Genomic DNA, 24,081 nt, shown 5'->3' with positions numbered 1-24,081 from the left:
GGCCGGTGCCCGCGCGTCGTGATCCGGTGCGTGGCTCTCGTGTCGTGTGATCGTCCATAGAGGCCTGACTTTAACCAGCCCACCTATGCATCAGCTATGAAGAGGCTGTCACGACGGCCCAGACCCGGCGCAGCTGCCGAGCTGAGGAGGACGCTGAACGACACACAGTCGGCTCTCCCGGACCGCCGTCACACCGCCCTACCCTCCGCCCAAAAGACGCCGCAAACGCCGGCCGTCGCACCATCCGTTGGACCGCCGGCACACCGCCGGCAACCGACGGAATACAGGCCTCGGCGCAGGTGTTGTGCACCACAGACCAGTTGTCCCCTCCCCCTAAGGATCACCATGAGCGCCAATCCGACTGTCAAACTCCAGCCCGGCACGCCGGCCCCGGAATTCACGCTGCCCGATGCCGAGGGCAAGCCGGTCTCCCTCGCCGACTACCGCGGCAAGAACGTCATCGTGTACTTCTACCCGCAGGCCGCAACCCCGGGCTGCACCACCGAGGCCTGCGATTTCCGTGACAACCTGGCATCCCTGCAGGGCTCGGGCTACGAAGTCCTGGGCATCTCCCCCGATGCCCCGGACGCCTTGGCTCACTTCACCGGCGACTTCGCCCTGACCTTCCCGCTTCTGGCCGACGAGGACCATGCCGTGGCTCTCGCCTACGGCGCCTGGGGCGAGAAGCTGATCCACGGCGAGGTCACGGAGGGCATCGTCCGCTCCACCGTGGTGCTGGACCCCGAGGGCAAGGTGAAGCTCGCGCAGTACCAGGTCAAGGCCCAGGGCCACGTCGCTGCGCTGAAGGAAGAGCTGGGCGTCTAGCAGCGCGGCCCCGGGTCAGGCCCGGGCGGAGCTGAGGCTCGGGTTTCGGCTCGGCTGGAGCTTAGGCTCGGGCTTCGGCTTCAGCCCGGCGGATTCCGCTACGCTTTCGGACCGCCGCAGCTTCGGCTTCGGCTTCAGCCCGGCAGATTCCGCTACGCTTTCAGACCGCCGCAGCGGAATAAGACAACCGCGCCGCGGATCCTGCCTGCGCCCGTCTGAAATCGGTGCGCGTGTCCGAAATCGGTGCGCCACTCGGAACACCGCGGATAAGTTGTCCACATCCGCGGCGCCGCCGGTTGTCCGGTCCGGCCTCGGGGGCCACGATCGGCACATGGAACTGCCACTGATTCTCAGCAGCGATCTCGCACGCCTCGGCCAGGACGCCCGAACCCTCGCGCGGCAGGCAAAATCGGGGCAGCTCCGGCGTATCCGGCAGGGCGTCTACGTACGGGCACGGGAATGGGACGCGCTGACGCCGTGGGACAGGTATCCGGTCCTCATCCGGGCGGCAGCCGCCACGCTGAGGAGCCGCACCGTGTTCTGCCGCCAGTCGTCCGCTGCTCTGTGGGACATGCCGCTGCTCGGCCATCAACATGTGGTCCGGGCCTGCACATCCGACGCCGGCGGCGGACGCTCGCGCGCCGGGGTCCGGCGTCATTTCGTCGATTTTGACTCGACGCAGATCGAGGAACATCGCGGGCTCCTGGTCACGGACCGCGTCCGGACAGCCTTGGACTTGGCAGCCTTCGAATCGTTCGAGCAGGGCGTCACGGTCTTCGACCACGTCCTCCGGTCACAGCCTGACAACTTGGCACCGGTCAGCCGCGAGGACCTGGACGCTGGCATTGACGGCAACTACTCCAAAGCCGCGGCCCGGCGAATCCGGATGGCCTTGAAGTTTGCTGATCCCGCGTCCGGCTCCCCCGGAGAATCGGTAAGCCGCGCGCTGATGCACCGGCTCGGTTTCCGGGTTCCCCTCCTTCAAGTCGAAATCCGCGATGCGCGGGGGCTGGTGGCATTCACAGACTTTGACTGGGCCGAAGAGAAGCTGTGCGGAGAATTCGACGGCCTCGTAAAGTACCGGAAAGCGGAGTATCTCCAGGGCCGAACACCGGCTCAGGCCCTCACCGACGAGAAGCGCCGGGAGGACAGGATCCGCGCCACGGGCCGACGCGTGATCCGCTGGACATGGTCCGAGCTGTCCAGCCCGGCAACCTTTGCGGCATTCCTGGCTGCGGCGGGTGTTCCGCGCCAGACACTCCCGTCGTGCCGTCGCTGATCCTGCGGTGGTTCCGCGACGACGGCTCCGAACCCGGACAGGGGTGTCTCGGATCCCGGGCTGCGCCGGGCAGTCCTCGCTGCGATTCCGGACCACCGCTCCAAACTCGGATCCCAGGCAGCTCGGACCCGGGACCCACGCTGGGCAGTTTCCGCTACGATTTCGGACCACCGTTCCAAGCTCGGACCCGGCCAGCTCGGACCCCGGCCCCACGCCGGGCAATCCTCGCTACGATTTCGGACCACGGCTCGGAACCCGGACGGGGGCGGCGCGGATCCCCGGTGCGCCCGTCTGAAACCGGTGCGCCCGTCTGAAAACGGCGCGGAAACCCAGCAGGCGGCCGCCTAGGGTTTGGTCCCGGCCACCACCGTGGCGGTGGACCGGAGCCGGATCGCGCCGTCGTGCTGATACCGGCCCAGCAGCTCGAACACGTCCGAGCGGATCAGGGCCCGCGACTCGTCGTCGGCTTTGGCCAGCCCCATGGCCACGGTGGTCGCAATTTCGGTCATGAACTCCCAGTAGCTCTCGGGGGTTTCATGCACCAGCTCGGTGCTGACCTGATATTCGGTCACTTCCGTGAGCCCGGCGTCCTTGAACATCCGGGTCATGAACCCGGTGGGTGCGCAGCGGAACAGCCCGGGGTTCCCTGCGGGCGGAATGGGCAGCTCGCTGTGCCGGGCAATCGTGCCCAGGATCAGGCTGGCCCACGGATTCTGGGCGGCCCGCCCCCAGACGACGGCGCCCACCCTGGCGCCGGGCTTGGCGGTGCGCGCCATTTCTCGCATGGCCGCGGACATCACCGGAAAGAACATCAAACCGAACCGGCAATACACGGCGTCGAACGTGTTGTCACCGAACGGCAGGGCGGCCGAGTCGCACACTTGAAAGTCCACGTTGTCCAGGCCCCTGGCCAACGCCTTCTCTTCGGCCACCCGCAGCATCCCGGCCGAAATGTCGGCCAGGACCACGCGGCCCTCCGGTACCTGCGCCGCGACATCGAGCGCGGGTTCCCCCGAGCCGGCCGCGACGTCCAGCACCGTGGAGTCGGGGCGAAGCCGGAGCTCCCGGAGCAGGGCGTCCCCGAACGGGGCATGCCAGCCGAGCAGTTCAGCGTCCCATTTCTTCCAGCCCGCCGAGAACTCATCCCAGAGCAAGCGCTGCTCCTCGCGAACACGGTCGGCCGAGGCTAACATGGCGGTTCCTTCGCTCGTCTGTACCTAGCCTTTCCCCACCCCTAGTCTGCGCCGGGAATCGGTCACCGGCAATGAGTCGAAGGGCAGTAGGCTTAACGGCATGTCTTCCCATGAAACCCCCGGCACCGCAGGCAACGACCCCCTGGGGGAACCGGTCCCGGGCGGCGTCCCGGCGCGGCGCGAGGTCACCGTCCGCCGGGCGCCGAAGTATGTGCCGTTCCTAATCCTGGGCGGCCTCGTGGGCGTGGCCGCGGCTGCCATCATCGCCTTTGCACTCCCCGGTGATGCCAGCTACGACGCCAGCTCCGTTTTCGGCTTTTTCATGATTCTTTGTGCAGCCGGCGGCGTCATCCTGGGGGCCGTGGCGGCTCTCGTGCTGGACCGGGTCAGCGTCCGCCGCGCCGAGCGCGCCGTCGTCGAACCCGTCCCCGATTCGGTCTCCGACGCCGACGACGACGGGAACCGCATCTAGGGGCGGCAGGTCATAATCCGGCCGCCGGAAAAGTCTTAGCGCACATCGTGAGATAATCGACCAGTGGCACGCGGCGATGGAAAACTTTCTCATGATCTTCTCCCAGGCGAAAAAGGCCCTCAGGACGCATGCGGCGTCTTCGGGGTCTGGGCACCCGGTGAAGAAGTAGCAAAACTCACCTACTACGGGCTGTACGCACTGCAGCACCGCGGTCAGGAGTCGGCTGGTATTGCAACCAGCGACGGCAAGCGGATTAACGTCTACAAGGACATGGGCCTCGTTTCCCAGGTCTTCGACGAGACCACGCTGAACACCCTGACCGGGCACCTGGCCGTCGGCCACTGCCGCTATTCAACTACGGGTGCGAGCCACTGGGCCAACGCCCAGCCCACCCTGGGCGCGACCGCCACGGGCACCGTGGCCCTGGCCCACAACGGCAACCTGACCAACACGGCCGAGCTCAAGGCGATGATCGAGGACCGCAACGGCGGCCAGCTCAGCGGCGAGATGAAGCAGGGCAACACCTCGGACACGGCGCTGGTCACGGCGCTCCTGGAGGGCGAAGAGGGCAAGTCCCTTGAGCAGACCGCGATGGAGCTGCTGCCCAAGATCAAGGGCGGCTTCTGCTTCGTCTTCATGGATGAGGGCACCCTCTACGCGGCCCGCGACACCTACGGCATCCGCCCGCTCTGCTTGGGCCGGCTGGAACGCGGCTGGGTGGTGGCCTCCGAGCAGTCCGCCCTCGCCACCGTCGGCGCCAGCTTCATCCGCGAGATCGAGCCCGGCGAGTTCATCGCGATCGACGAGGACGGCGTCCGTTCCCAGCGCTTCGCCGAGGCGACGCCGGCCGGCTGCGTTTTCGAATATGTCTACCTCGCCCGCCCGGACGCGTCCATTGCGGGCCGCTCGGTATACGAATCCCGCGTGGAAATGGGCCGCCAGCTGGCCCGCGAAAACACCCAGGAAGCGGACATCGTCATCCCGGTGCCGGAATCGGGCACCCCCGCGGCGGTGGGCTACGCCGAGGAATCCGGCATCCCCTTCGCGCACGGCTTCGTCAAGAACTCCTACGTCGGCCGCACGTTCATCCAGCCCTCGCAGACGCTGCGCCAGCTCGGCATCCGGCTCAAGCTCAATGCCCTCGAATCCGTGATCCGCGGCAAGCGTGTCGTGGTGGTGGATGACTCGATCGTCCGCGGCAACACCCAGCGCGCCATCGTGCGGATGCTCCGGGAAGCCGGCGCCGCAAGCGTCCACATCAAGATTTCCTCCCCGCCGGTCAAGTGGCCCTGTTTCTACGGCATCGACTTCGCCTCCCGCGCGGAACTGATCGCCAACGGCGCCACCGTCGAGGAAATCACCCAGGCCATCGGTGCCGACTCGCTCGCCTATATCTCCGAAGACGGCATGATCGGCGCCACCCGGCAGCCGCGCGAACGGCTGTGCACCGCCTGCTTCACCGGCAAGTACCCGATCGAGCTGCCGGGCGCGGACAAGCTCGGCAAGAACCTGCTTGAGCGCACGGACCTCGGCGGGCTGCCCGCCACGGCAGCGCCGGCACCGTCCGCCGCGTCCGACGCCGATCCCGGCACCTCGATCGCGGACGACCCGGCCGCCAAGGCCGGCGCCACCGGCTGCGACCCGGGCCCGGACTCCGAATTCGAAGAACTGCTCACCGATGCCGACCGCGTCACCTCAGCCGACAAGAAAGAGCCAGTATGACTTCCGCCTCCCCGGCCGCTGACATGAATGCCGCCCAGAACGCCGGCATCACCTACGCCTCCGCCGGCGTCGACGTCGAAGCGGGAGACCGCGCCGTCGAGCTCATGAAGGATGCCGTCAAGGCAACCCACAACGCCTCAGTGATCGGCGGCGTCGGCGGGTTCGCGGGGCTCTACGACGTCTCCCGGCTGCTGACCTACAAGCGGCCGCTGCTGGCCACCTCCACCGACGGCGTCGGCACCAAGGTGGCAATCGCCCAGGCCATGGACATCCACGACACCATCGGTTACGACCTCGTCGGCATGGTGGTGGACGACATCGTCGTCGTGGGCGCCGAGCCGCTCTACATGACCGATTACATCGCCTGCGGCAAGGTTGTCCCCGAGCGCATCGCCGACATCGTCCGCGGCATCGCGGCCGCCTGCTCGGTCGCCGGCACCGCCTTGGTGGGCGGCGAAACCGCCGAGCACCCGGGCCTGCTCGGGGAGCACGAGTACGACGTCGCCGGTGCCGCCACCGGCGTGGTCGAGGCCGACGCTCTGCTGGGCCCGGACCGTGTCCGCGCCGGCGACGTCGTGATCGGCATGGCCTCCTCCGGCCTGCACTCCAATGGCTACTCCCTGGTCCGCCGCGTGGTCAACCACGCCGGCTGGGCCCTGGAACGCCATGTCTCCGAACTCGGCCGCACCCTGGGCGAGGAGCTCCTCGAGCCCACCCGCGTCTACGCCGCGGACTGCCTGGACCTGGCCCGCACCTTCCCGGTCAACGGCTCCGCCGCTGGCGGCAAGGCTGTCCACGGCTTCAGCCATGTGACCGGCGGCGGACTCGCGGCCAACCTCGCCCGCGTCCTCCCGCAGGGCCTGCTGGCCACCGTGGACCGCTCCACCTGGGAGCTCCCGGCCATCTTCAAGCTGGTCGCCGAGCTCGGCAACGTCCCGCTCGCCGACCTTGAGCGCACCCTGAACCTGGGTGTCGGCATGGTCGCCATTGTTTCCCCGGAGGCCGCGGACGCCGCCGTGAACCGGCTCAACGACCGCGGCCTGCCGTCCTGGATCATGGGCACGGTCCAGGAGAACTCGGACTCGATCGTCAAGACCGGCCCGGACTACGTCCAGGGCGCCAAGGGCGTCGACGGCGGCGCCGTCCGTTTGGTCAACGCCTACGCCTGATCCCGCCCGCACCATCATCGAGTGCTCCCCACCGGCACCCTAGCCTCCCAAGTCCCCACCGGCTCCCAGCCCTCGCAGGCTCAGGCAGGGGCCTCGCCGGAGTGGGCCCAGCCGCCGTTTGGAGACCAGGAAACGGCGGTTGGGGAGCACTCGATGGGTTTAAGCGGCGGCCCTAGACCTCCAACAGGTTGAACACGCCGCCCTGCGGGTCCTGGAGCGTGGCGATGCTGCCGGCTTCCCCGGCCTCCTCGGGTTCGATCAGCACGACGCCGCCCACGGCCACCGCGGCCTGAACCGCTGCCGCGACGTCGGAGACGCCGAAATAGACCTGCCACCCGGGCTGGAGGGTGTCCTGTGCATCGCCTGGGACCCGGGCGATCCCGGCCACCTCGGCGCCGTTCACCATGAGCGTGGTGTAGGTGCCGCCGTCGTCCTGGGGGTATTCGGTCACGTCGTGCCCGAGGATGTGCTGGAAGAACCCGACGGCGGCCTGGGGGTCCGGCGTCAGGAGCTCGGCCCAGGCCAGGGCGCCGGCTTCCTGGTCCCGGGCGGCGCCGAAATGGGTGCCCGCCTGCCAAGCCCCGGTGGTTCCGCCGCCGGGCGGGGCGAAGAAGACCATGATGCCGGTGTCGCCGACCTGCTCCGGGCCGAAGTCGAGGCGCCCGGAGGAGTGGGCCAGCTCGGCGGCCAGATCACCGGCATCGTCAACTGCGAAGTAAACATTCCACCGTCCCGGGTCGCCCGAGGATTCCTGCTCCGCGGTCTGCGGGGCGATCACCGTCACCAGATCCCCACCGAGGTATGCCTTCGCGTAGCTGCGGCCGTCCGGGGTGGGCAAGTCTTCGTACCGCCAGCCGAAAACCTCCGCGTAGAAGGCCTTGGCTGCCCCCACGTCGCTGGTCTGGAGATCGGTCCAGCAGAGCTCGCCCTCGGCGAATCCTGTGCGAATGGTCATGGCAGTCCTTCCGGGCCGGCGGGTGGTGTCCGGGAGAATCCGGCACGATCAACCTAGCCCGAGGTCCAGCCGGTGACAACTACACCGACGGCGCGGGCCGCTGGCGTGCCGAGTATTCGCCCGGTATTCGCCCGGTGGCACAAGAAAGGCCGCCAGCCACGCCTGAGACAGGTGTGGCCGACGGCCTGAAAATCTTTGGCTGGCACCGCAGTGCCGGAAGGATCCTCCCGAAGAAACTGCCGGGAGGATGCGTCGACTAACCTATCCGACGGGAGTCAACCTCGTCGTCGTCGTCTTCCAAATCGTCCGCGTACTTATCCACATACGCCGAGTAATCCGGCTCGACCGGATCATCCGCAAAGTGGTTCGTGGCACGACTTCCCGGGCCCGTGAGCTCGCGCTGAAGGGCCGAATAGTCAGTGTTCGGGGAGTAGTACTTGATGTCCCGAGCCTGCTTGGTAGCTTTTGCCTTTTGACGGCCGCGCCCCATGGCGTGACCCCCTTTTGTACTTGGACCGGAGGTGGTCACCTTTGGCGATCGGTGAGGCCCCGGAATGTTTGGTCAATTTGTCGTACACCTAGATTACATGCTTTCGGCCCCGACTGCTTGCCGGCCCGCGCCCTGTGGACAGTGTGGCGCTTCCGGCGGACGGGCCACGGCCCGCCGCGCATGCGCCGCGCCGGGCTTGTTCGATAGAGTTTCGTGGTGTGCCCCCGGAAACGGGCCACGACGCCGGGCCTCCAGCCCCGGCCAAGATGCACGGAAGTGGTGAAATTCTCAGTGACCGAAGAGAATCCAAGGCGCGGCGGCTGGTCCGTCCCGCCGCCGCCTTCGAGGCTGCCGACGTCCGCCCTGCCCGTTATTGAAGCCGACAGTTACCCGGCCGGGCCCTCTCCGGCGGCCCCTCCGGCTGCGCCCCCGGATGAGCACCGGACCGGGACGCCCTGGGGCCTCAAGCCTCCGGCCGCAACGCGCCCGGGCCTCGCAGTCTCCGGCATCATCACCGCACTCTCGATCCGCATACGCCCGCTGGTCCGCCGCATCCGCCGCCAGGGGCGCAAGCGGCTCGGCGTGGCTGCGGCGGCGCTCATCGCTCTCGTACTTCTGGTGTGGCTGGCGGTGGCCTCATTCGCCGGCAGTACCCGGTCGTCCGCGGACGGCGGCCCGGCCCCCGCAGCGGCGTCGGGTTCGGCGTCGTCCGCGGCCGGCCGGGGAAGCCTGCCGCTGGAGGGGGTCAGCCCGATGGACTTCCAGTTGCGTGACTGCTTCAAGGACTTCGATCCGGATGCCCAGCAGTCCACCATCGTGGACTGCACCACCGGCCACTCGGCGCAACTGGTCGCCGTGGTGAAGTACGCGGGTGCGGACTCCTACCCCGGCCGGGAAATGCTTCAACAGAAGGCGCGCGATGCTTGCAAAGCCGCGCCGCTGACGGACATGGCTGGCGCCTACGCGCTGAGTTACAAGCTGGCGTACCCGAGCTCGAGCAGTTGGGGCAAGGGCGACCGCCGCGTCGACTGCTACGCCGTGACGGATGCCGGCAACGTCATCATGGAGTCCTTGCTCCCGTAGGTTTGCGCGGCCTTTCGGCCTTATCAATCCCCGGGCGTCGTAGCGCGCCGGCAGTACCCACGGCGCCCGCAAGTTCCGACGCACGACGGCGTTAGCGCGCCGGCAGCCGGGACGAACCCGGCTGCCGGCGGACGCTGGCGCGACACTGCTGCCGGCGGCTAGTCCTTGCGCCGGACCGAGAGGCCGGTGCCGGTGGAGGCGCCGCCGTCGGGCCGGTCGGTGGCGTCATGGCCGCCCATGGTGAGTTCCATCAGGTCCGGCGCGGTGTCCACCACAACCGTGTCCCCGTCGGAGATCTCGCCGGCCAGGATGGCCCGGGCCAGCCGGTCGCCGATCTCGCGTTGCACCAGCCGGCGCAGCGGCCGGGCGCCGTAGGCGGGATCAAAGCCGGTGACCGCCAGCCAGGCGCGGGCGCCCTCGGTAACTTCAAGGTTCAGCCGGCGGCCCTTGAGCCGCTCGCCCAGCTCCTTGACCTGCAGCTCCACGATCCGGGACAGCTCCTCCACGCTCAGCGGATCGAACAGCACCACCTCGTCCAGCCGGTTCAGGAACTCCGGCTTGAAGGAGGCATGCACGGTCGCCATGACGGCATTCTTCTTGGCCGCCGCGTCGAGGTTGGGATCCACAAGGAACTGGCTGCCCAGGTTAGAGGTGAGCACCAGGATCACGTTGCGGAAGTCCACGGTGCGGCCCTGGCCGTCGGTGAGTCGGCCGTCGTCGAGCACCTGCAGGAGGATGTCAAAGACCTCGGGGTGGGCCTTTTCCACTTCATCGAGCAGCAGCACCGAGTACGGGCGGCGGCGGACGGCCTCGGTCAGCTGACCGCCTTCCTCGTAGCCGACGTAGCCGGGGGGCGCACCGACAAGCCGGGCCACGGAATGCTTCTCCGAGTATTCGGACATGTCGATCCGGACCATCGCGCGCTCGTCGTCGAAGAGGAAGTCGGCAAGGGACTTCGCGAGCTCCGTCTTGCCGACGCCGGTGGGGCCAAGGAACAGGAAGGAACCGGTGGGCCGGTTGGGATCGCTGATCCCGGCGCGGGCGCGGCGCACGGCGTCGGAGACCGCGGCAACGGCCTTCTTCTGGCCGATCAGCCGCTCCCCCAGGACCTCTTCCATGTTCAGGAGCTTCTGGCTCTCGCCCTGCAGCATGCGCCCGGCCGGGATGCCGGTCCACGCCGAGATCACCTCGGCGATGTCATCCGCGGTGACCTCATCGGCCACCATCTGGCCGGACTTGTCGGGCACGGCCGCTTCGGCCTCGGCCGCGGCGTTCAGTTCCCGCTCCAGCGCGGGGATCTCGCCGTAGAGGATTCTGGACGCCGTTTCGAGGTCGCCTTCACGCTGGGCTTTGTCGGCCGCGGAGCGGAGCTCGTCGAGCTTGGCCCGCAGGTCGCCCACCCGGTTCAGGCCGGCCTTCTCGGCCTCCCAGCGGGCGTTGAGGGCCGCGAGCTCCTCTTTCTTGTCCGCCATGTCCGCGCGCAGGGCCGCCAGCCGCTCCACCGAGGCGGGGTCGGTCTCGCCGGCAAGGGCCAGTTCCTCCATGGTCAGGCGGTCCACCTGGCGGCGCAGCTGGTCGATCTCCTCCGGTGCGGAGTCGATTTCCATCCGCAGCCGGGACGCCGCCTCGTCCACCAGGTCGATCGCCTTGTCCGGCAGCTGCCGGCCGGAGATGTACCGGTTGGATAGCGTGGCGGCGGCCACCAGGGCGGAATCCGAGATGGAAACCTTGTGGTGCGCCTCGTAGCGCTCCTTGAGGCCGCGCAGAATGCCGATCGTGTCCTCCACACTCGGCTCGCCGACGAAGACCTGCTGGAAGCGGCGTTCCAGGGCAGGATCCTTTTCGATGTTCTCGCGGTACTCGTCGAGGGTGGTGGCGCCGATCAGCCGCAGCTCGCCGCGGGCCAGCATGGGCTTGAGCATGTTGCCGGCGTCCATGGAGCTGTCCCCGGTCGCGCCGGCCCCGACGACGGTGTGGAGCTCGTCGATGAACGTGACGATCTGGCCCTCGGAGCTCTTGATTTCCTCCAGGACGGCCTTGAGCCGCTCCTCGAATTCACCGCGGTACTTCGCCCCGGCCACCATCGAGGCAAGGTCCAGGGCGATCAGGGTCTTGCCGCGCAGGCTTTCGGGGACATCGCCGGCCACGATCCGCTGGGCAAGTCCCTCGACGACGGCGGTCTTGCCCACGCCGGGTTCACCGATGATGACTGGGTTGTTCTTGGTCCGGCGGCTCAGCACCTGGATGATGCGGCGGATCTCGGCGTCGCGGCCGATCACCGGGTCCAGCTTGCCGGAGCGGGCAATCGCGGTGAGGTCGGTGCCGTATTTCTCCAGCGCCTGGAACGTGTTCTCGGGATCGGCATTGTCCACCTTGCGGTCGCCGCGGACACCGGGCAGCGCGGCGAGGAGGGCCTCGTGGGAGGCGCCGGAGTCTCGCATCAGCTTGCCGACGGCGTCACTTCCGGAGGCGAGCCCCAGCAGCAGGTGTTCGGTGGAGACGAAGGTGTCTCCGAGCCGCTCGGCCTCGTTCTGGGCGTTCTTGATGGCCTGCAGGGCAGTGCGGGACAGCTGCGGCTGCTGCACCGAACTGCCGGAGGTGGACGGAAGGGCCTTGATGGCGCTGCTGGCCTGGACGCTGACGGAATCTGGGTCCGTCCCCGTGGCGCGGAGGAGCGCGACGGCGACACCCTCGCGTTGGTCCATGAGCGCCTTGAGCAGGTGGGCGGGTTCAAGCTGGGGATTCCCCGCCGTCGAGGCGTTCATTGCGGCTGCCGCCAGAGCCTCCTGGCTCTTGGTGGTGAATTTGGCGTCCAAAGAGAGCTCCTTCCGGGAACATGCTGATACTAAAGTTGAGTCTACTCCGCTCAACTTTACGGCGGGTTCCTTTTGGTCCATGTTTGCCGACGGCGAAACGGCTGTCTAGGGCCGGACTCCCCGCAGCCCTCGCGGCACGGGACCCCCGGGACATGCCCCTCCCCGGCCGCGAGGACTGGACATAATCCCACCATGCCCTTTGCCTGAGACCAGGAATGGACATGTCCCGTGTCCATGGGCACCAAGAATGAGCATGTGGGCGCCAAGAATGAGCATGTCCCCTGCTTCTGGGCGTCAAAATGCATACATGCATCGGACTTGACGCCAGGAACGGCCCCGCTCCGGACATGCCCTCCGCCGACCCTGTACGACCGGGCATGTTCGCCGCCGAGCCGGCGCCAGGACCTGAAGATTGGACATGCTCCCCGCCGCCAAGCCGGACAAGGCGACATTCCCTCCCCCGGTCCGAGCCATTGGACATAATCCCCATATGTCCACTCCTGGGACTGAAGGCTGGACATATCCCCCAGCAACGCGCCCGGCCATTGGACATGCTCCCCGTAGTCGGGCCTGACCACTGGACATGTCCACTGACGGGCTCAGGAGCTGGACATGCCCTGCGCGGGGCCGGGGCCAGGGAATGTTGCGCAGCAAGCTCTGACTGGGCTCAGTAGGCGAAACGCGGCCCCACGAAGGAGCGGCACGGCGGCCGGGTCCCCCAAGGAACCGGCCACCGAGCCAAACACTCCCACCCCGAAAGCTTGTCACATGTTTGACAAGCATTGTCACGCGACGCTCCGGGCCGGACCGAAACTCGTCGGTATTGTGGAACCCATGAATGAGTCGTCCGCACCGCAAAATCCCGAGCACCGGAGTGTATTCCTGGACAAGCAGCACCCGGCGGCCTGGCGCGCACTGAACGGGCTTGGGCTCAAAGCCAAGGAAGCGGCCGAGGACGCGGGACTGGACGACAAGCTCATCGAGTTGCTCAACGTCCGCATCTCGCAGATCAACGGCTGCGCCTACTGCCTTGACCTGCACGTGGGCGATGCCGTCAAGGGCGGCGAGTCGGCCCAGCGTCTGGCTGTCCTCTCCGCCTGGCGCGACACCACGCTCTTCTCCGAAAAGGAACGGGCTGCACTGACTCTGGCCGAGGCGATCACTTCCATCGCCGACGCCCGCACCCGAGACCATGAGGGCGCCCAGGCGCGGAAGCACCTGACGCCGGAGGAATTCTCCGCGGTCAGCTGGCTGGCGATCACGATGAACGCGTTCAACCGGGTCTCGATCGTCAGCCAGCACCCCGTTCGCGCCGCCGGCGACTAACCTCGCCACAGAGCCGCACTCCCGCCCAGCCCGCCCGGCACTCAGTCAGGCCCACCCCGTCCGGCACTCAGTCAGCCCCGCCCCGCTCCCCGGCGAATCACCCGGCCGGCCACTCAGCCCCGCCCAGCTCGTCCGGCAATCCGCCCCGCCCGTCCGTCGCTCCAGGACGAAACCCAGGCCCAGCGCCCCGGGGCTGCGCCCACGCTACGCCGGGTAGATCGACACCGCCGCGGCCTTGACCACGAAGTAGGCCTCCAGCCCCGGCGCCAGGCCAAGGTCCGCGGAGGCGGCGGGCGTGATGTCAGCCGACAGGTCGCCGGCGCGGACCCGGATCTGGTCCCCGTGCGGCTCTAGATCCGTGAGCCTTACCCGGAACGAGTTCCGCGGGCTGCCATGGGCCTCGCTCAGGAAGACGGACACCGCCGACGGCGGAAACGCGGCCACTCCGGCCTGCCCGGGGACCAGCGGATCATCATGTTGGCCGGCGAATTCCAGCCCCTCGGCCGAACGGACGCCGGCGGCGGTCACGGTTCCCGCCACCAGGTTCAGTCCGGCAAGACCGGCGGCGAAGCGGCTGCGCGGGCGCCGGAGCACCTCGCGGACGGGGCCTTCCTCGGTGATCCGGCCCTCCTCCAGCACAATCACCCGGTCCGCGAGCATGTACGCGTCCAGGATGTCGTGGGTGACAATGACGGCGCGGCGCCCGGCGAGGACCCGCTTGAGCAGCCGGCGCAGCAACGGCGCGGCATGGATGTCCAGGGCCGCCATGGGTTCATCCAGCAGCAGGACGTCGGGGTCGGCCGCCAGCGCACGCGCCACGGCCACCCGTTGCGCCTGGCCGCCGGACAGCTCGCCGGGTCGCCGGGAGGCGAGCTCCGCGGCGTCGACTTCGGCCAGCCAGCGTCTCGCGGTTTCCCTGGACGCCACCTTGCCCACGCCGGCGCTCCGGGGTCCGAAGGCGACGTTGTCGAGCACGCTCAGGTGCGGGAACAGGAGTGGCTCCTGGGCCAGCAGGGCGGTGCCGCGGCGGTGGGGAGCGGTCCAGGTGTTCGCCCCGGCACCGAGCTGGAACAGGACCCTGCCGTCCACCTCGCCGCTGCCGGTGTCCGGGCGCAGCAGGCCCGCCATGACGGAAAGCAGTGTGGATTTGCCGGCCCCGTTGGGACCGAGCACGGCCAGGGTTTCCCCCGGCGCCAGGGTCACGGAGACGTCGAAGCCGCGGGCGGCAATGGCGGCGTTGATGCGGACGCTCACCGTGCCACCGGCTCCAGCGCGGGCTCCGCCGAACCTGCGCGCGGGGTGCGCGGCGCCGCGCCGGAGCCACGCGCGGCGGCCGCTCCCGGACCCCGGTAGGACAGTCCGACGACGGCGACAGCCACCGCGACAAGTAGGAGTGACAATGCGACGGCGGCGTCGGCGTCGGTCTCGCGCTGCAGATAGATCTCCAGCGGCAGGGTGCGGGTGACGCCCTGCAGGCTCCCGGCGAACGTGAGCGTGGCGCCGAACTCGCCCAGGCTGCGCGCGAACGAGAGCACGGCGCCGGACGCCAGCCCGGGCAGCACCAGCGGGAGGGTCACCCGGCGCAGCACCGTGGTGGGGCGGGCGCCGAGCGTCGCCGCGACGGCCTCGTACCGGCTGCCGGCCGAGCGCAGGGCGCCTTCGAGACTCACCACCAGGAACGGGAGGGCGACGAAGGTCTGAGCCAGGACCACGGCCGTGGTCGAAAAGGCGATCTGGATGCCCGCCAGTTCGAGCGATCGCCCGAGCAGCCCCTGCCGGCCGAAGGTGTAGAGCAGCGCGATGCCACCGACGACGGGCGGCAGGACCAGCGGCAGGAGCACGAAGGAACGGAGCAGCCGCTGCCCGCGGAACTGCCCGCGGGCCAGGACGAGAGCAAGCGGGACGCCCAGCACGATGCACAGCGCGGTGCTGGCCGCGGCGGTCCGCAGGCTCAGCCCCAGGGCCGTGAGGGACGATTCGGAGGTGACCAGGGGCAGGAACTGGGGCCAGTTGACCTTCGCGACGACGGCGGCCAAGGGCAGCAGGACGAATACGGCGCCTGCCGCGGCGAGGACATAGATCCAGCGCGGGATGCCCTGGTAACCGTGCCTCATCCGCGACTCACTTCGTGCCGAACCCGGCGTCGCCCAGGACTTTCTTGCCCGCCGCGCCGGTGACCAACGCCACGAAGGCCGCCGCCAGGTCCTTGTTCTTGCTGGCGCCCACCGTGGCGATGGGGTAGGTGTTGACTGCCTGGCCCGCCTCGGCGAAGGGGATTCCCTTTACCTTGTCGCCGGCGGTCTTGACGTCCGTGACGTACACGAGTCCGGCGTCGGCCTCGCCCGAGGTGACCTTGCCCAGGACGTCGGTGACAGAGGATTCCTCGCTGACCGGCTTCAGCGTCACGCCTGTGGATTTTTCGACGGCGGCGGCCGCGGCGCCGCAGGGGACCTGGCCGGCACACACCACCACCCGGACCCCGGGACGGGCAAGATCGGCGAACGAGGCGATCGATGCCGGGTTGGCCGGCGGGACGGCGATCGCGAGGACGTTGGTGGCGAAGTTCCTGGCGGGACCGTCCAGGAGTCCGGCGTCGGCGAGCTTGGCCATGTTCTTGGTGTCCGCCGAAGCGATGACATCCGCGGGGGCTCCCTGGCTGATCTGGGTGACGAGATCGGAGGAGCCGGCGAAACTCAGAGCCACCTTGGTGCCCGGGTTCGCCGCCTCGAACTCGGCGGCGAGCTTCGTGAAGGTGGCCTTCAGCGAGGCCGCGGCGAAGACCGTCAGGGTTCCGGTGGGCTTGGCCTCCCCCGCGCCTGACGTTGAGCCGCCGGTGCCCGATGCCGCGCCCGCTCCGCTGCCGGGCGCTCCCGCGCACGCAGCAAGGACAATGGAGACCGTGGCGGCGGCGATCAGAGCGGTGAGCCTGCGCGGCAGTTTCATATGACGGCCTTTCCTTTGGGGGTCTCGATGATCACGGTGGTGGCTTTCACCACGGCGGTTGCGACGGAACCGAGTTCCAGTCCCAGATCACGAACGGCCTCGCTGCTCATCAGGGACACCACCCGGAAGGGCCCGCACTGGAGCTCGACCTGTGCCATCACGGTGTCCGCCGTAATCGCCGTGACGAGTCCGACGAAGCGGTTCCGGGCGGAGCTGCCCACCCGGGCAGGGTCCTCCGGAAGCTGGGCCTGTTCCCGGGCCAGCTGTGCGAGCTCCAACCCGTCTACGGCCAGACGGCCGGAGTCATCCTTGAGCGCAGTGAGGTTTCCCTGCTCGGTCCAGCGCCGGACGGTGTCGTCACTGACACCGAGGAAGCGGGCTGCTTCGGAGATGCGAATCTTAGGCATATCTCCATGATAATCCTCATTTGCGGTTTTGGAACGGATTATTTACCGCATAAACAACCCTGAGGCAGCTTGACGACGCCGGGACAACCGTCGCTGCGTGGCCCGGTCCGCAGCGCGCAGATGCCCGCGGCCCGGCCCCGCGTGCCGCGGGCGGCGTTAGACTTCCACCATGGCCGTCTATGTCGATCCCCCTCTCTGGCCTGCCCACGGAACGCACTTTTCCCATCTGGTGTCCGACACCTCGCTTGATGAGCTGCACGCCTTCGCTGCCGCTGCCGGCATCCCCGATCGGGCGTTCGACGGCGACCATTATGACGTTCCCGAGTCCCGGCACGCGGCCCTGGTGACCGCCGGGGCCATCCCCGTGGAAGGCCGGGTCCTGGTCCGCAAGCTGATTGCGAGCGGCCTTCGAATCCCGGCCCGACGACGTGGAAAGGCCCTCCGGGTCCCGCTCCTGAACCGCTGGAACGAGACGCTGCCGGGCCACGACGCCCTCTTCCTGGATCTGATGGACCGCTGGGGCGAGGAGAACCGGAAATACCACGGCCGCACCCATCTGCTGGCCGTGCTGGAGGCTCTGGACCGGCTGTGCGAGCCGGCCGGCGCGCCCCGGCACGTGGTCCTGGCCGCGTGGTTCCACGACGCCGTCTACCGCGGCGTCGCAGGCCAGGACGAGGACGAGTCGGCCCGCCTGGCCCAGGACCGGCTCCGGCATGCAGACCTTCCTGCCGCCGAGGTGGACGAGGTGGTGCGCCTGGTGCTGCTGACGGCGGACCACTGCCCGGAGCCCGGCGACGACGCCGGCGCCCTGCTCAGCGACGCCGATCTCTCCGTCCTTGGCGGGGCCCCGGAGGCTTACGCCCGCTACCGGGCCGCGGTCAGGGAAGACTTCGCGCACATCGGCGACGCCGACTTCGCCGCCGGCCGCGCCGCGGTGGTCCGCCGGCTGCTGCAGCTTGATCCGCTCTTCCATACCGACCGCGGCCGCGAACTGTGGATGGAGGCGGCCCGCCGGAACCTCCAAGGCGAGCTCGCGTAACCGGCAGGCCGGCTGAGTGTCGGCAGCCGCCGGCGCTCAGGCGGCAACGCTGAGGTGATCGGCCAGCCTGTCGAACGATTCACGCCAGCCCTCGCCGTGGCGGTCCCGGCTGGCTGCTGAGTCGAACGGGCCCTGCGTGAACGTCATCTGGGTGCCGCCGTCGATCTCATCCAACCGGATGGTCACCTCGGTCTCGAACCCGCGGGTGCCGTCCGGTTTATCCCAGGCATGGGTGAACACGAACAGCTGCGGCGGCTCGATGTCGGTGTGCACTCCGCTCCACCAGAATTCCTCCCCGGTGCTGTCCTGGACCATGCAGGCGCGGTACAGGCCGCCGACTTCAAGGTCGGCGTCGATACTCTCACGCGGAACGTGGAAACCGCGCGGACCCCACCACCGCGGTGCCTGGTCCGGGTCCGTCAATGCAGACCACACCACCTGGACAGGTGCCCTGAACTCGCGGACGATCACCAGCATCAGGTCTGTGTCGCCCGACGCCAGTTCGCTCATGATCCCCTCCCGGATTCCTTAGAAATGACAGCAGGGCCGCCCCGCCTGCACCACAGCCCTAGCGGCGGCCGTGGACGTAGGTCGGCACAAACGGCGTATTGCTCGGAACGATCTGCTTGCCCAGCGGCATCAGCGAGACCGGGATGAGCTTGAGGTTGGCGATGGCCAGCGGGATGCCGATGATGGTGATGGCCATCGCGAAGGCAGTGACAACGTGCCCGATGGCGATCCAGATGCCCGCCACAAGCAGCCAGATGACGTTGCCCAGCAGGGTAAAGACACCGCTTCCGCCCGGCTTGTCCACCACCATGCGGCCGAATGGCCACAGGGTGAAGGACGCGATGCGGAAGGAGGCCAGGCCCCACGGAATGGTGACTATCAGCAGGCAGCAGATGATGCCGGCAAAGAAGTATCCGAGGGCCAGCCAAAGCCCGCCAAAGATCAGCCAGATGATGTTCAGGAGTGTCTTCATGAATCCATTCTCGCCCGTGGGAGTGACATTGGACCTAGGGAGGGGCCGGGATCATTTCGCTGACTTTCGTCACGGCTCCTAGGTATCGGCCTGCTTCACCATGGCGGCCTCAACATTGATCTTTACCTTGTCGCTGACCAGCAGCCCGCCGGCGGCGAGGGCGGCGTTCCAGGTCAGGCCGAATTCTTTCCGGCTGATGTCCGCCTCGGCGCTGAATCCGGCCCGGGTAGCGCCGAAGGGGTCCACCGCGACGCCCGTGTACTCGACCTCGAGTTCCACGGTCTTGGTGGTGTCACGGATCGTCAGTTCGCCGGTCAGCACGTAGTCCTCCCCTTCGCCACGGATCCCGGTGGCCCGGAACGTCATGTCGGGGTACTTCTCGACGTCGAAGAAGTCCGGACCGCGGACGTGCCCGTCGCGGTTGGCGTCCCCGGAGTCGAAGCTGGCCGTCTTCACCGTGGCGTGCAGGCTGGCATCCGCGAGGGACTCGCGCACCCTGGCCTCGGCGGTGGCCTCATTGAACCGCCCCCGGACCTTGCTGATGCCCGCATGGCGGACGCTGAAGCCGACTTCACTGTGGGACATGTCCAGCGTCCACACTCCGGGGGTCAAGCCTTCGGGCAGAGTCACAATGGTCTCCTTCGAGCACGGGCGGGCCTGTCCCGCCGGGACAATCGGGGTATTCCCCCACCCTGCATGCTAACGAGGAAGCCCGTCCCGGGCTAGGTCCCGCCGGCCCTTGACGCGGGGCGCGGAGTCTTCCGCCGGGCTGGACATGCGGGCCGCAGCCCATGCCTGCGGCCCGCATCCGGGCACGGGCTACTCTGGCCATCGTTCCAGGGCCGGGCTAGTCTGGCCTGTAAATGCCGGGCAATCACCCGTGTTCACGGGATTCTGTGCACAGCTTCACCCGCACAATCCCGATCGACCAAATGATGTGAGGAATCGTGGCCAGGTCCCTGGGGAAACGTGGCAAGGCGGCCACAGGCGCATGGGTGCTGAGCATCGCCCTGCTGCTCGCCGCGTGCCAGCCCGGGCCGCCGGAACCGTCCCCGGTTCCCGGCACGCCGTCGTCGTCGAGTCCGGCACCGCCGTCATCGGGTGGCCGGCCGTCGCCCAGTGCAGCGCCGTTGCCGGCCGGGTCGGTGCACTTCACCGCCCAGGGGGACATCGGTGTCAGTACGGGCGCCAAGAAGGTACTCGACGTCGTGGCCGGCCTCGAACCCCAGCTGAACCTCGCCCTCGGCGACTTCGCGTACAAGGCCGGGATCGAACAGCAGTTCTGCGACATGGTCACTGCCCGGCTCGGCAGGGACTTTCCCTACCAGCTGGTGACCGGAAACCACGAGAGCGACGGCCACGACGGCGACATTGCGAAATTCGTCCAGTGCCTGCCCAACAAACTGCCGGGCATCCAAGGCGAATACGGCACCCAGTGGCGGGTAGATGTCCCCGCGCAGAAGCCCGTTGTCCGCTTCATCCTGGTCTCCCCCGGCATCGATTTCCGGGACGGGCAGCCGCTGGACTATTCCAGGGACAGCGAACGCTGGCGCTGGACCGCGGACGCAATCGACGAGGCCAAGTCGCAGAATATCCCGTGGACGGTGGTGGGCATGCACACCCCCTGCCTGAGCATCGGAAATTATGGCTGCCTAGCGGGGCAGGACTTCACCAACATGCTGATCGAGAAAAAAGTGGACCTCGTCCTGTCCGGCCACGACCACGTCTATCAGCGGACGCACCAACTGGCCACGGGCGGGGCCTGCGCGGAACTCGTTCCCGCCAGCTTCACCTCCGGGTGCCTGGCCGATACCGACGGCTCCATGGTCAAGGGCTCAGGCACCGTGTTCGCCACCGTAGGCGTCGGCGGTGTCGGGCTCTACGATGTACATGCCGACGACCCGGAAATGCGGTATTTCGCCAGCACGTCCGGCAGGAACCGGGATCCCGCCCTCGGGACGCTCGACGTCACGGCCACGGCGGATGAACTGGCTGCCCGGTTCGTTCCCGCAGACGGATACACGTTCTCCGACTCCTTCACCGTGCGCCGCCGGTAGGACCTGCGGCCAGGGCACACCTGCCGCCGGGCGTTCGGCTCAGGCCGGCACCCAGACGCTGATCCAGTCGAGCGAAAGGTGGCCCCGCGCCGCCGGGGCCGGGCAGCCGGTCAGGCAGGACTCGGTCTGCAGGATCAGGTGCATGGGCGTCTTGGGCGCCTTGGTGCTGACCCCCAAGGACTGGCCGTCCAGGAAGAACTCAATCCGGCCGGGACTCCACTCCATCGTGGCCACGTGCCACGATGTCACGTACTGGTCCGAATCCAGTTTCTCGAACGCGTCCCTGCCGTTCCGGGCGAAATGTGCAGCGCCGTAAATGATGCTGGCCAGGTCCCCTTCGGGGAAATCCACCTCGCCATCACGTGGCCACACGCCGCTGTCCGGCCACAGAAGCCAGGCCGTCTTGAATCCGGCGATGGCGTCGCCCCGGTACCGGACCGAGTACCGGCCGTGGAGCAGGCTGTTGGCGCGCGGCGGGTTGGAGCTGGCGTTGGGGATCCTGGGCGTCGGTGCCGCCCCCATCGAGATCCCGTTTTCCGAGTGCAGGTACCAGTCCAGGGCCCCGTTGCGGACGCTGAGAACTTTCGACGGGTAGTAGCCGGAGCGCGCCTTTTTGCCGCTGCGCTGCGCGGCGGTGTCCGGCGTCCCGTCTTTGTAGCCGGCGCTCCACTTGGCGCTGTAGAGCGGGCCGGGGAAGCCGCCGAGCGGGACGTCACCGGCAGAGAAGTCCTCGACGAAGACCTGTTTCCAGCCGGGCAGGTCACCGGTCATTTTCACATCTGTGGTGCGGGCCGAAAGCGGCGCTGGCCCCGCCTGCGGCGCACTCCCGCTGCCCGGCGCCGGCGGAGCCGCCGACCCGTCACCGGCCTCCGCGGCCTGGCTGGGCATTGCAGTCCCGCCGGGCACGGCAGCCTGGGGGCCAGGGGACTGGGTTGCGGCGTCCGGCGTGGCTGACGGATCCGCCGGCAACGCCGAACGGGACGTGAACATCGGCCGCTCGCCCGCTGGACCGGCATCCGCCCCACACCCCACCAGCGTCGTGACCAGCACGATGGCGGGAACAAGCATGATCCGGGAGGGGAGGGGACGCCGGCGGCCTCCCGGCACGCTCCCCCTATGAACGGGTGTTCGCATCCGGCCAGTCTGGCACGGAGGCATCATCTCATCAACGATTTCGCGGCGATTTTAATTGAATGTTCAAGTTAATCCAAGGTTAACGCAAGGTGCCGTGACCAGTATTTAAGCCTGGGGTAACAACTAAGTTGTCGATAACTGATCAGCGTCAGCATTGGGTCTAATTTCCGGGTTGGTAGGGCCGGGAAGCGCTGCAGTTGAGACGAGCAGAGAATACGTCATTGAGTGGTGAGGCCAGTGTCCATCCCGAATCTCAAGCCGAACGTGCGTCCTCAAACGGCGCCTCCGCCGGCAAACCCGTCCGTCAGCGTGGTAATTCCCACTTTGAACGAGGCGATGAACCTGCCGTGGGTTCTGCGGCGTATGCCCTCATATGTGGATGAGGTGGTAATTGTTGACGGTCGTTCCCTGGACGCAACCGTCGATGTCGCCCGGGCCCTGCGCCTGGACGTGGTGGTGGTGGCGGAAACGCGCCCCGGCAAGGGAAACGCGGTGCGTGCCGGATTCGCGGCGGCCTCAGGGGACATCATCGTCATGCTTGACGGCGACGGCAGCATGGATCCCCAGGAAATCGGCTGGCTGGTGACTCCGCTCCAGCACGAGTACGACTTCGTCAAAGGATCCCGATATGTGACGGGCGGCGGCTCAGATGATCTCACCTGGCTGCGCAGCGGGGGAAACAAGGCGCTCACCCTCCTGGCCAACGCCGTCCTCCACAGCGACTACTCGGACCTTTGCTACGGCTACATCGCGCTCCGCCGTGAATGCGTCGACATCCTGGAATTGAAGTCGGACGGTTTCGAGATAGAAACGGAACTGATTGTGCGAGCCTCCAGGGCCGGCCTGCGCATTGCCGAGGTTCCCAGCCATGAGCTTTCCCGCATCTCCGGCCAGTCGAATCTGCACACGTTCCGGGACGGATGGAGGGTTCTGCGCACTCTTGCCCGCGAGCGGGTGAGCTGGGAGGCGCCGACCGCCGGAGCCCGCCCCGAGGCCTTGCGACGGGTCAAGTACAAGTATCCAAACCTGGTGTTCCCGCATGTTCCCACCGATCCGAGCAGCGTTCTTGGCCTCCGGGCGGGTGAGTAGAATGTCCGAGCACTCCGGTTTGCCGGCGGCATCTGTGGTCATCTGCTCGTACTCGGAGGACCGTTGGGACCTGCTCATGGCCGCCCTCGACTCGGTCCGCACCCAGAGCGTCCCGCCCAAGCAGACGATCGTCGTCGTCGATTACAACGTGGACCTCTACAAGCGCCTGATCTTCACCGTCCCGGACGCAGTGATTGTGGAGAACAACGGTGCCAAAGGCCTCTCCGGAGCCCGGAATACCGGAACCGCCGTCGCCAAGGCAGAGATCGTGGCGTTCCTCGACGACGACGCCGAAGCCGAGCCGGATTGGCTTGAACGGCTGGTTGCCCTGTACGACGATCCCGATGTCCTTGCTGTGGGCGGCCGGGTGGAACCGCTCTGGGAAGCCGGGCGGCCAGGCCATTTCGCCAGCGAGCTCGACTGGATTGTCGGCTGCACGTACCGGGGAATGCCCAAAGTCGCCGCCGAGGTCCGCAACCTCATTGGCGCGAATATGTCCTTCCGGGCCGAGGTCCTGGACCGTGTTGGCGGTTTCAACACGGCGCTGGGACGCCAGGACGCCGTTCCGTTCGGCTGCGAGGAGACCGAGCTGTGCATCCGCGCGGTGATCGGAGCCCCCGGGTCACGGGTGGTCTACGAGCCCGCGGCCCTGGTCCACCATCACGTTCCGGCCGGCCGGGGCACCCTGCGCTACATGCTTACACGTTCCTGGGCCGAAGGAATATCCAAGGCTCAGGTCAGCAAGGTGGTCGGCCACAAGCGGGCACTGGGCCCGGAACGCCGCTACGTCCGGCAGATCCTGCCCAGGGCGGTGTTTGCCGGTGTCGGCAGCTGGCTCCGCGGCGAGGACCGGGCCGGCATCGGCCGCGCGGCAGCCATCATCGCCGTGCTCGCCGCCACCGCTACCGGCTATGTCCGCGGCAGGCGCCTGCCCAACGCGCCCGTCCCGCAAAAACCCGTCCCGGCGTCGCCAGAAGATCCCTGGAGGGAAGTCCAGTGAACCTCTTGGAAGGGATGCCCGTCCCCGCACAATCCGTCTTCCCACACCGCTTTTTCACTCACCGTCTCTTCACACACCGCCTGGTGCAGCGCCTGCAACC

The 24,081-nt window shown here is 68.0% G+C and carries 23 protein-coding genes; 11 read left to right on the top strand and 12 right to left on the bottom strand.

All coding sequences use genetic code 11. The features are described from left to right. Positions 1 to 345 precede the first annotated feature (345 nt). Positions 346 to 825 carry a thioredoxin-dependent thiol peroxidase gene (gene bcp, locus C8D78_RS15390; protein ID WP_120954729.1) on the top strand — a complete coding sequence of 160 codons (480 nt, stop codon included), beginning with the start codon at positions 346 to 348 and terminating at the stop codon, positions 823 to 825. A 331-nt stretch (positions 826 to 1,156) separates the two neighbouring features. Then, a complete protein-coding gene (locus C8D78_RS15385; RefSeq protein ID WP_120954776.1) occupies positions 1,157 to 2,104 on the top strand; it encodes a type IV toxin-antitoxin system AbiEi family antitoxin domain-containing protein in 948 nt (315 codons plus the stop codon). A 344-nt stretch (positions 2,105 to 2,448) separates the two neighbouring features. Here the strand turns inward: C8D78_RS15385 and C8D78_RS15380 are convergent, their stop codons facing one another. Continuing rightward, entirely contained in the window at positions 2,449 to 3,297 is an 849-nt protein-coding gene (locus tag C8D78_RS15380) for a class I SAM-dependent methyltransferase (RefSeq protein ID WP_120954728.1), read from the bottom strand. Positions 3,298 to 3,397: 100 nt separating this feature from the next. Here C8D78_RS15380 and C8D78_RS15375 point away from each other — a divergent pair, with 100 nt between their 5' ends. The 3 genes from C8D78_RS15375 (at position 3,398) to purM (ending at position 6,660) form a co-directional block, all read left to right on the top strand. Then, positions 3,398 to 3,769, top strand: a complete 372-nt coding sequence (locus C8D78_RS15375; RefSeq protein ID WP_244208433.1) for a hypothetical protein — start codon at positions 3,398 to 3,400, stop codon at positions 3,767 to 3,769. A gap of 63 nt (positions 3,770 to 3,832) precedes the next feature. Beyond that, on the top strand, positions 3,833 to 5,491 hold the full coding sequence (gene purF / locus C8D78_RS15370) for an amidophosphoribosyltransferase (protein ID WP_120954727.1): 1,659 nt from the start codon (positions 3,833 to 3,835) through the stop codon (positions 5,489 to 5,491). Further along, positions 5,488 to 6,660: a phosphoribosylformylglycinamidine cyclo-ligase gene (gene purM, locus C8D78_RS15365; RefSeq protein ID WP_120954726.1), complete on the top strand. Its 1,173-nt coding sequence runs from the start codon at positions 5,488 to 5,490 to the stop codon at positions 6,658 to 6,660. The genes purF and purM overlap by 4 nt, the downstream gene beginning before the upstream one ends. Before the next feature lie 172 nt (positions 6,661 to 6,832). On the opposite strand, the gene C8D78_RS15360 is transcribed toward purM, so the two are convergent. Then, complete coding sequence (locus tag C8D78_RS15360; RefSeq protein ID WP_120954725.1) at positions 6,833 to 7,615, bottom strand: VOC family protein; 783 nt, start codon at positions 7,613 to 7,615, stop codon at positions 6,833 to 6,835. 256 nt (positions 7,616 to 7,871) lie between these two features. After that, positions 7,872 to 8,105, bottom strand: coding sequence for a DUF3073 domain-containing protein (locus C8D78_RS15355; RefSeq protein WP_120954724.1), 234 nt, complete (start codon positions 8,103 to 8,105; stop codon positions 7,872 to 7,874). Between the two features lie 291 nt (positions 8,106 to 8,396). Here C8D78_RS15355 and C8D78_RS15350 point away from each other — a divergent pair, with 291 nt between their 5' ends. Beyond that, positions 8,397 to 9,188, top strand: coding sequence for a septum formation family protein (locus C8D78_RS15350; protein WP_147429616.1), 792 nt, complete (start codon positions 8,397 to 8,399; stop codon positions 9,186 to 9,188). 158 nt (positions 9,189 to 9,346) lie between these two features. Here the strand turns inward: C8D78_RS15350 and clpB are convergent, their stop codons facing one another. Continuing rightward, a complete protein-coding gene (clpB, locus tag C8D78_RS15345) occupies positions 9,347 to 12,004 on the bottom strand; it encodes an ATP-dependent chaperone ClpB (RefSeq protein ID WP_120954722.1) in 2,658 nt (885 codons plus the stop codon). A gap of 834 nt (positions 12,005 to 12,838) precedes the next feature. Between clpB and C8D78_RS15340 the strand changes: the two genes are divergently transcribed. Further along, positions 12,839 to 13,330: a carboxymuconolactone decarboxylase family protein gene (locus C8D78_RS15340; protein WP_120954721.1), complete on the top strand. Its 492-nt coding sequence runs from the start codon at positions 12,839 to 12,841 to the stop codon at positions 13,328 to 13,330. Positions 13,331 to 13,534: 204 nt separating this feature from the next. On the opposite strand, the gene C8D78_RS15335 is transcribed toward C8D78_RS15340, so the two are convergent. Genes C8D78_RS15335 through C8D78_RS15320 form a run of 4 tightly spaced genes read right to left on the bottom strand, consistent with a single transcriptional unit; the run spans position 13,535 to position 16,680 of the window. Further along, the gene (locus C8D78_RS15335) at positions 13,535 to 14,584 is read right to left on the bottom strand and encodes a sulfate/molybdate ABC transporter ATP-binding protein (protein ID WP_120954720.1); all 1,050 of its coding nucleotides are present in this window, start codon (positions 14,582 to 14,584) and stop codon (positions 13,535 to 13,537) included. After that, a complete protein-coding gene (locus tag C8D78_RS15330) occupies positions 14,581 to 15,444 on the bottom strand; it encodes an ABC transporter permease (RefSeq protein ID WP_120954719.1) in 864 nt (287 codons plus the stop codon). Before C8D78_RS15330 ends, C8D78_RS15335 begins: the two co-directional genes overlap by 4 nt. A gap of 7 nt (positions 15,445 to 15,451) precedes the next feature. Next, positions 15,452 to 16,273: a molybdate ABC transporter substrate-binding protein gene (gene modA / locus C8D78_RS15325; protein WP_120954718.1), complete on the bottom strand. Its 822-nt coding sequence runs from the start codon at positions 16,271 to 16,273 to the stop codon at positions 15,452 to 15,454. Continuing rightward, complete coding sequence (locus C8D78_RS15320; protein WP_120954717.1) at positions 16,270 to 16,680, bottom strand: TOBE domain-containing protein; 411 nt, start codon at positions 16,678 to 16,680, stop codon at positions 16,270 to 16,272. Before C8D78_RS15320 ends, modA begins: the two co-directional genes overlap by 4 nt. Before the next feature lie 169 nt (positions 16,681 to 16,849). Between C8D78_RS15320 and C8D78_RS15315 the strand changes: the two genes are divergently transcribed. Then, positions 16,850 to 17,719 (top strand): DUF4031 domain-containing protein, encoded by an 870-nt coding sequence (locus C8D78_RS15315; RefSeq protein ID WP_120954716.1) that lies wholly within the window; start codon positions 16,850 to 16,852, stop codon positions 17,717 to 17,719. 36 nt (positions 17,720 to 17,755) lie between these two features. Here C8D78_RS15315 and C8D78_RS15310 read toward each other — a convergent pair whose 3' ends face one another. From C8D78_RS15310 to C8D78_RS15300, 3 genes are all read right to left on the bottom strand, one after another. Continuing rightward, on the bottom strand, positions 17,756 to 18,229 hold the full coding sequence (locus tag C8D78_RS15310; protein WP_120954715.1) for an SRPBCC family protein: 474 nt from the start codon (positions 18,227 to 18,229) through the stop codon (positions 17,756 to 17,758). 58 nt (positions 18,230 to 18,287) lie between these two features. Next, positions 18,288 to 18,701, bottom strand: a complete 414-nt coding sequence (locus C8D78_RS15305; RefSeq protein ID WP_120954714.1) for a YccF domain-containing protein — start codon at positions 18,699 to 18,701, stop codon at positions 18,288 to 18,290. A 78-nt stretch (positions 18,702 to 18,779) separates the two neighbouring features. Next, on the bottom strand, positions 18,780 to 19,331 hold the full coding sequence (locus tag C8D78_RS15300; protein WP_120954713.1) for a YceI family protein: 552 nt from the start codon (positions 19,329 to 19,331) through the stop codon (positions 18,780 to 18,782). Between the two features lie 317 nt (positions 19,332 to 19,648). Between C8D78_RS15300 and C8D78_RS15295 the strand changes: the two genes are divergently transcribed. Further along, a complete protein-coding gene (locus C8D78_RS15295; RefSeq protein ID WP_244208432.1) occupies positions 19,649 to 20,758 on the top strand; it encodes a metallophosphoesterase in 1,110 nt (369 codons plus the stop codon). Positions 20,759 to 20,797: 39 nt separating this feature from the next. Here C8D78_RS15295 and C8D78_RS15290 read toward each other — a convergent pair whose 3' ends face one another. Continuing rightward, positions 20,798 to 21,529 (bottom strand): glycoside hydrolase family 16 protein, encoded by a 732-nt coding sequence (locus C8D78_RS15290; RefSeq protein ID WP_244208431.1) that lies wholly within the window; start codon positions 21,527 to 21,529, stop codon positions 20,798 to 20,800. A gap of 672 nt (positions 21,530 to 22,201) precedes the next feature. Here C8D78_RS15290 and C8D78_RS15285 point away from each other — a divergent pair. Together C8D78_RS15285 and C8D78_RS15280 are read left to right on the top strand one after the other, a co-directional pair. Then, positions 22,202 to 22,981 carry a glycosyltransferase family 2 protein gene (locus C8D78_RS15285; protein ID WP_244208430.1) on the top strand — a complete coding sequence of 260 codons (780 nt, stop codon included), beginning with the start codon at positions 22,202 to 22,204 and terminating at the stop codon, positions 22,979 to 22,981. A 1-nt stretch (position 22,982) separates the two neighbouring features. Continuing rightward, complete coding sequence (locus C8D78_RS15280; protein ID WP_120954711.1) at positions 22,983 to 23,981, top strand: glycosyltransferase family 2 protein; 999 nt, start codon at positions 22,983 to 22,985, stop codon at positions 23,979 to 23,981. Positions 23,982 to 24,081: the final 100 nt, after the last annotated feature.

Source organism: Arthrobacter oryzae, assembly GCF_003634095.1.
Taxonomy (GTDB): Bacteria; Actinomycetota; Actinomycetes; order Actinomycetales; family Micrococcaceae; genus Arthrobacter; species Arthrobacter oryzae.
Note: the sequence above shows the minus strand (reverse complement) of the source record. Positions and strands in the feature narration are given on the sequence as shown.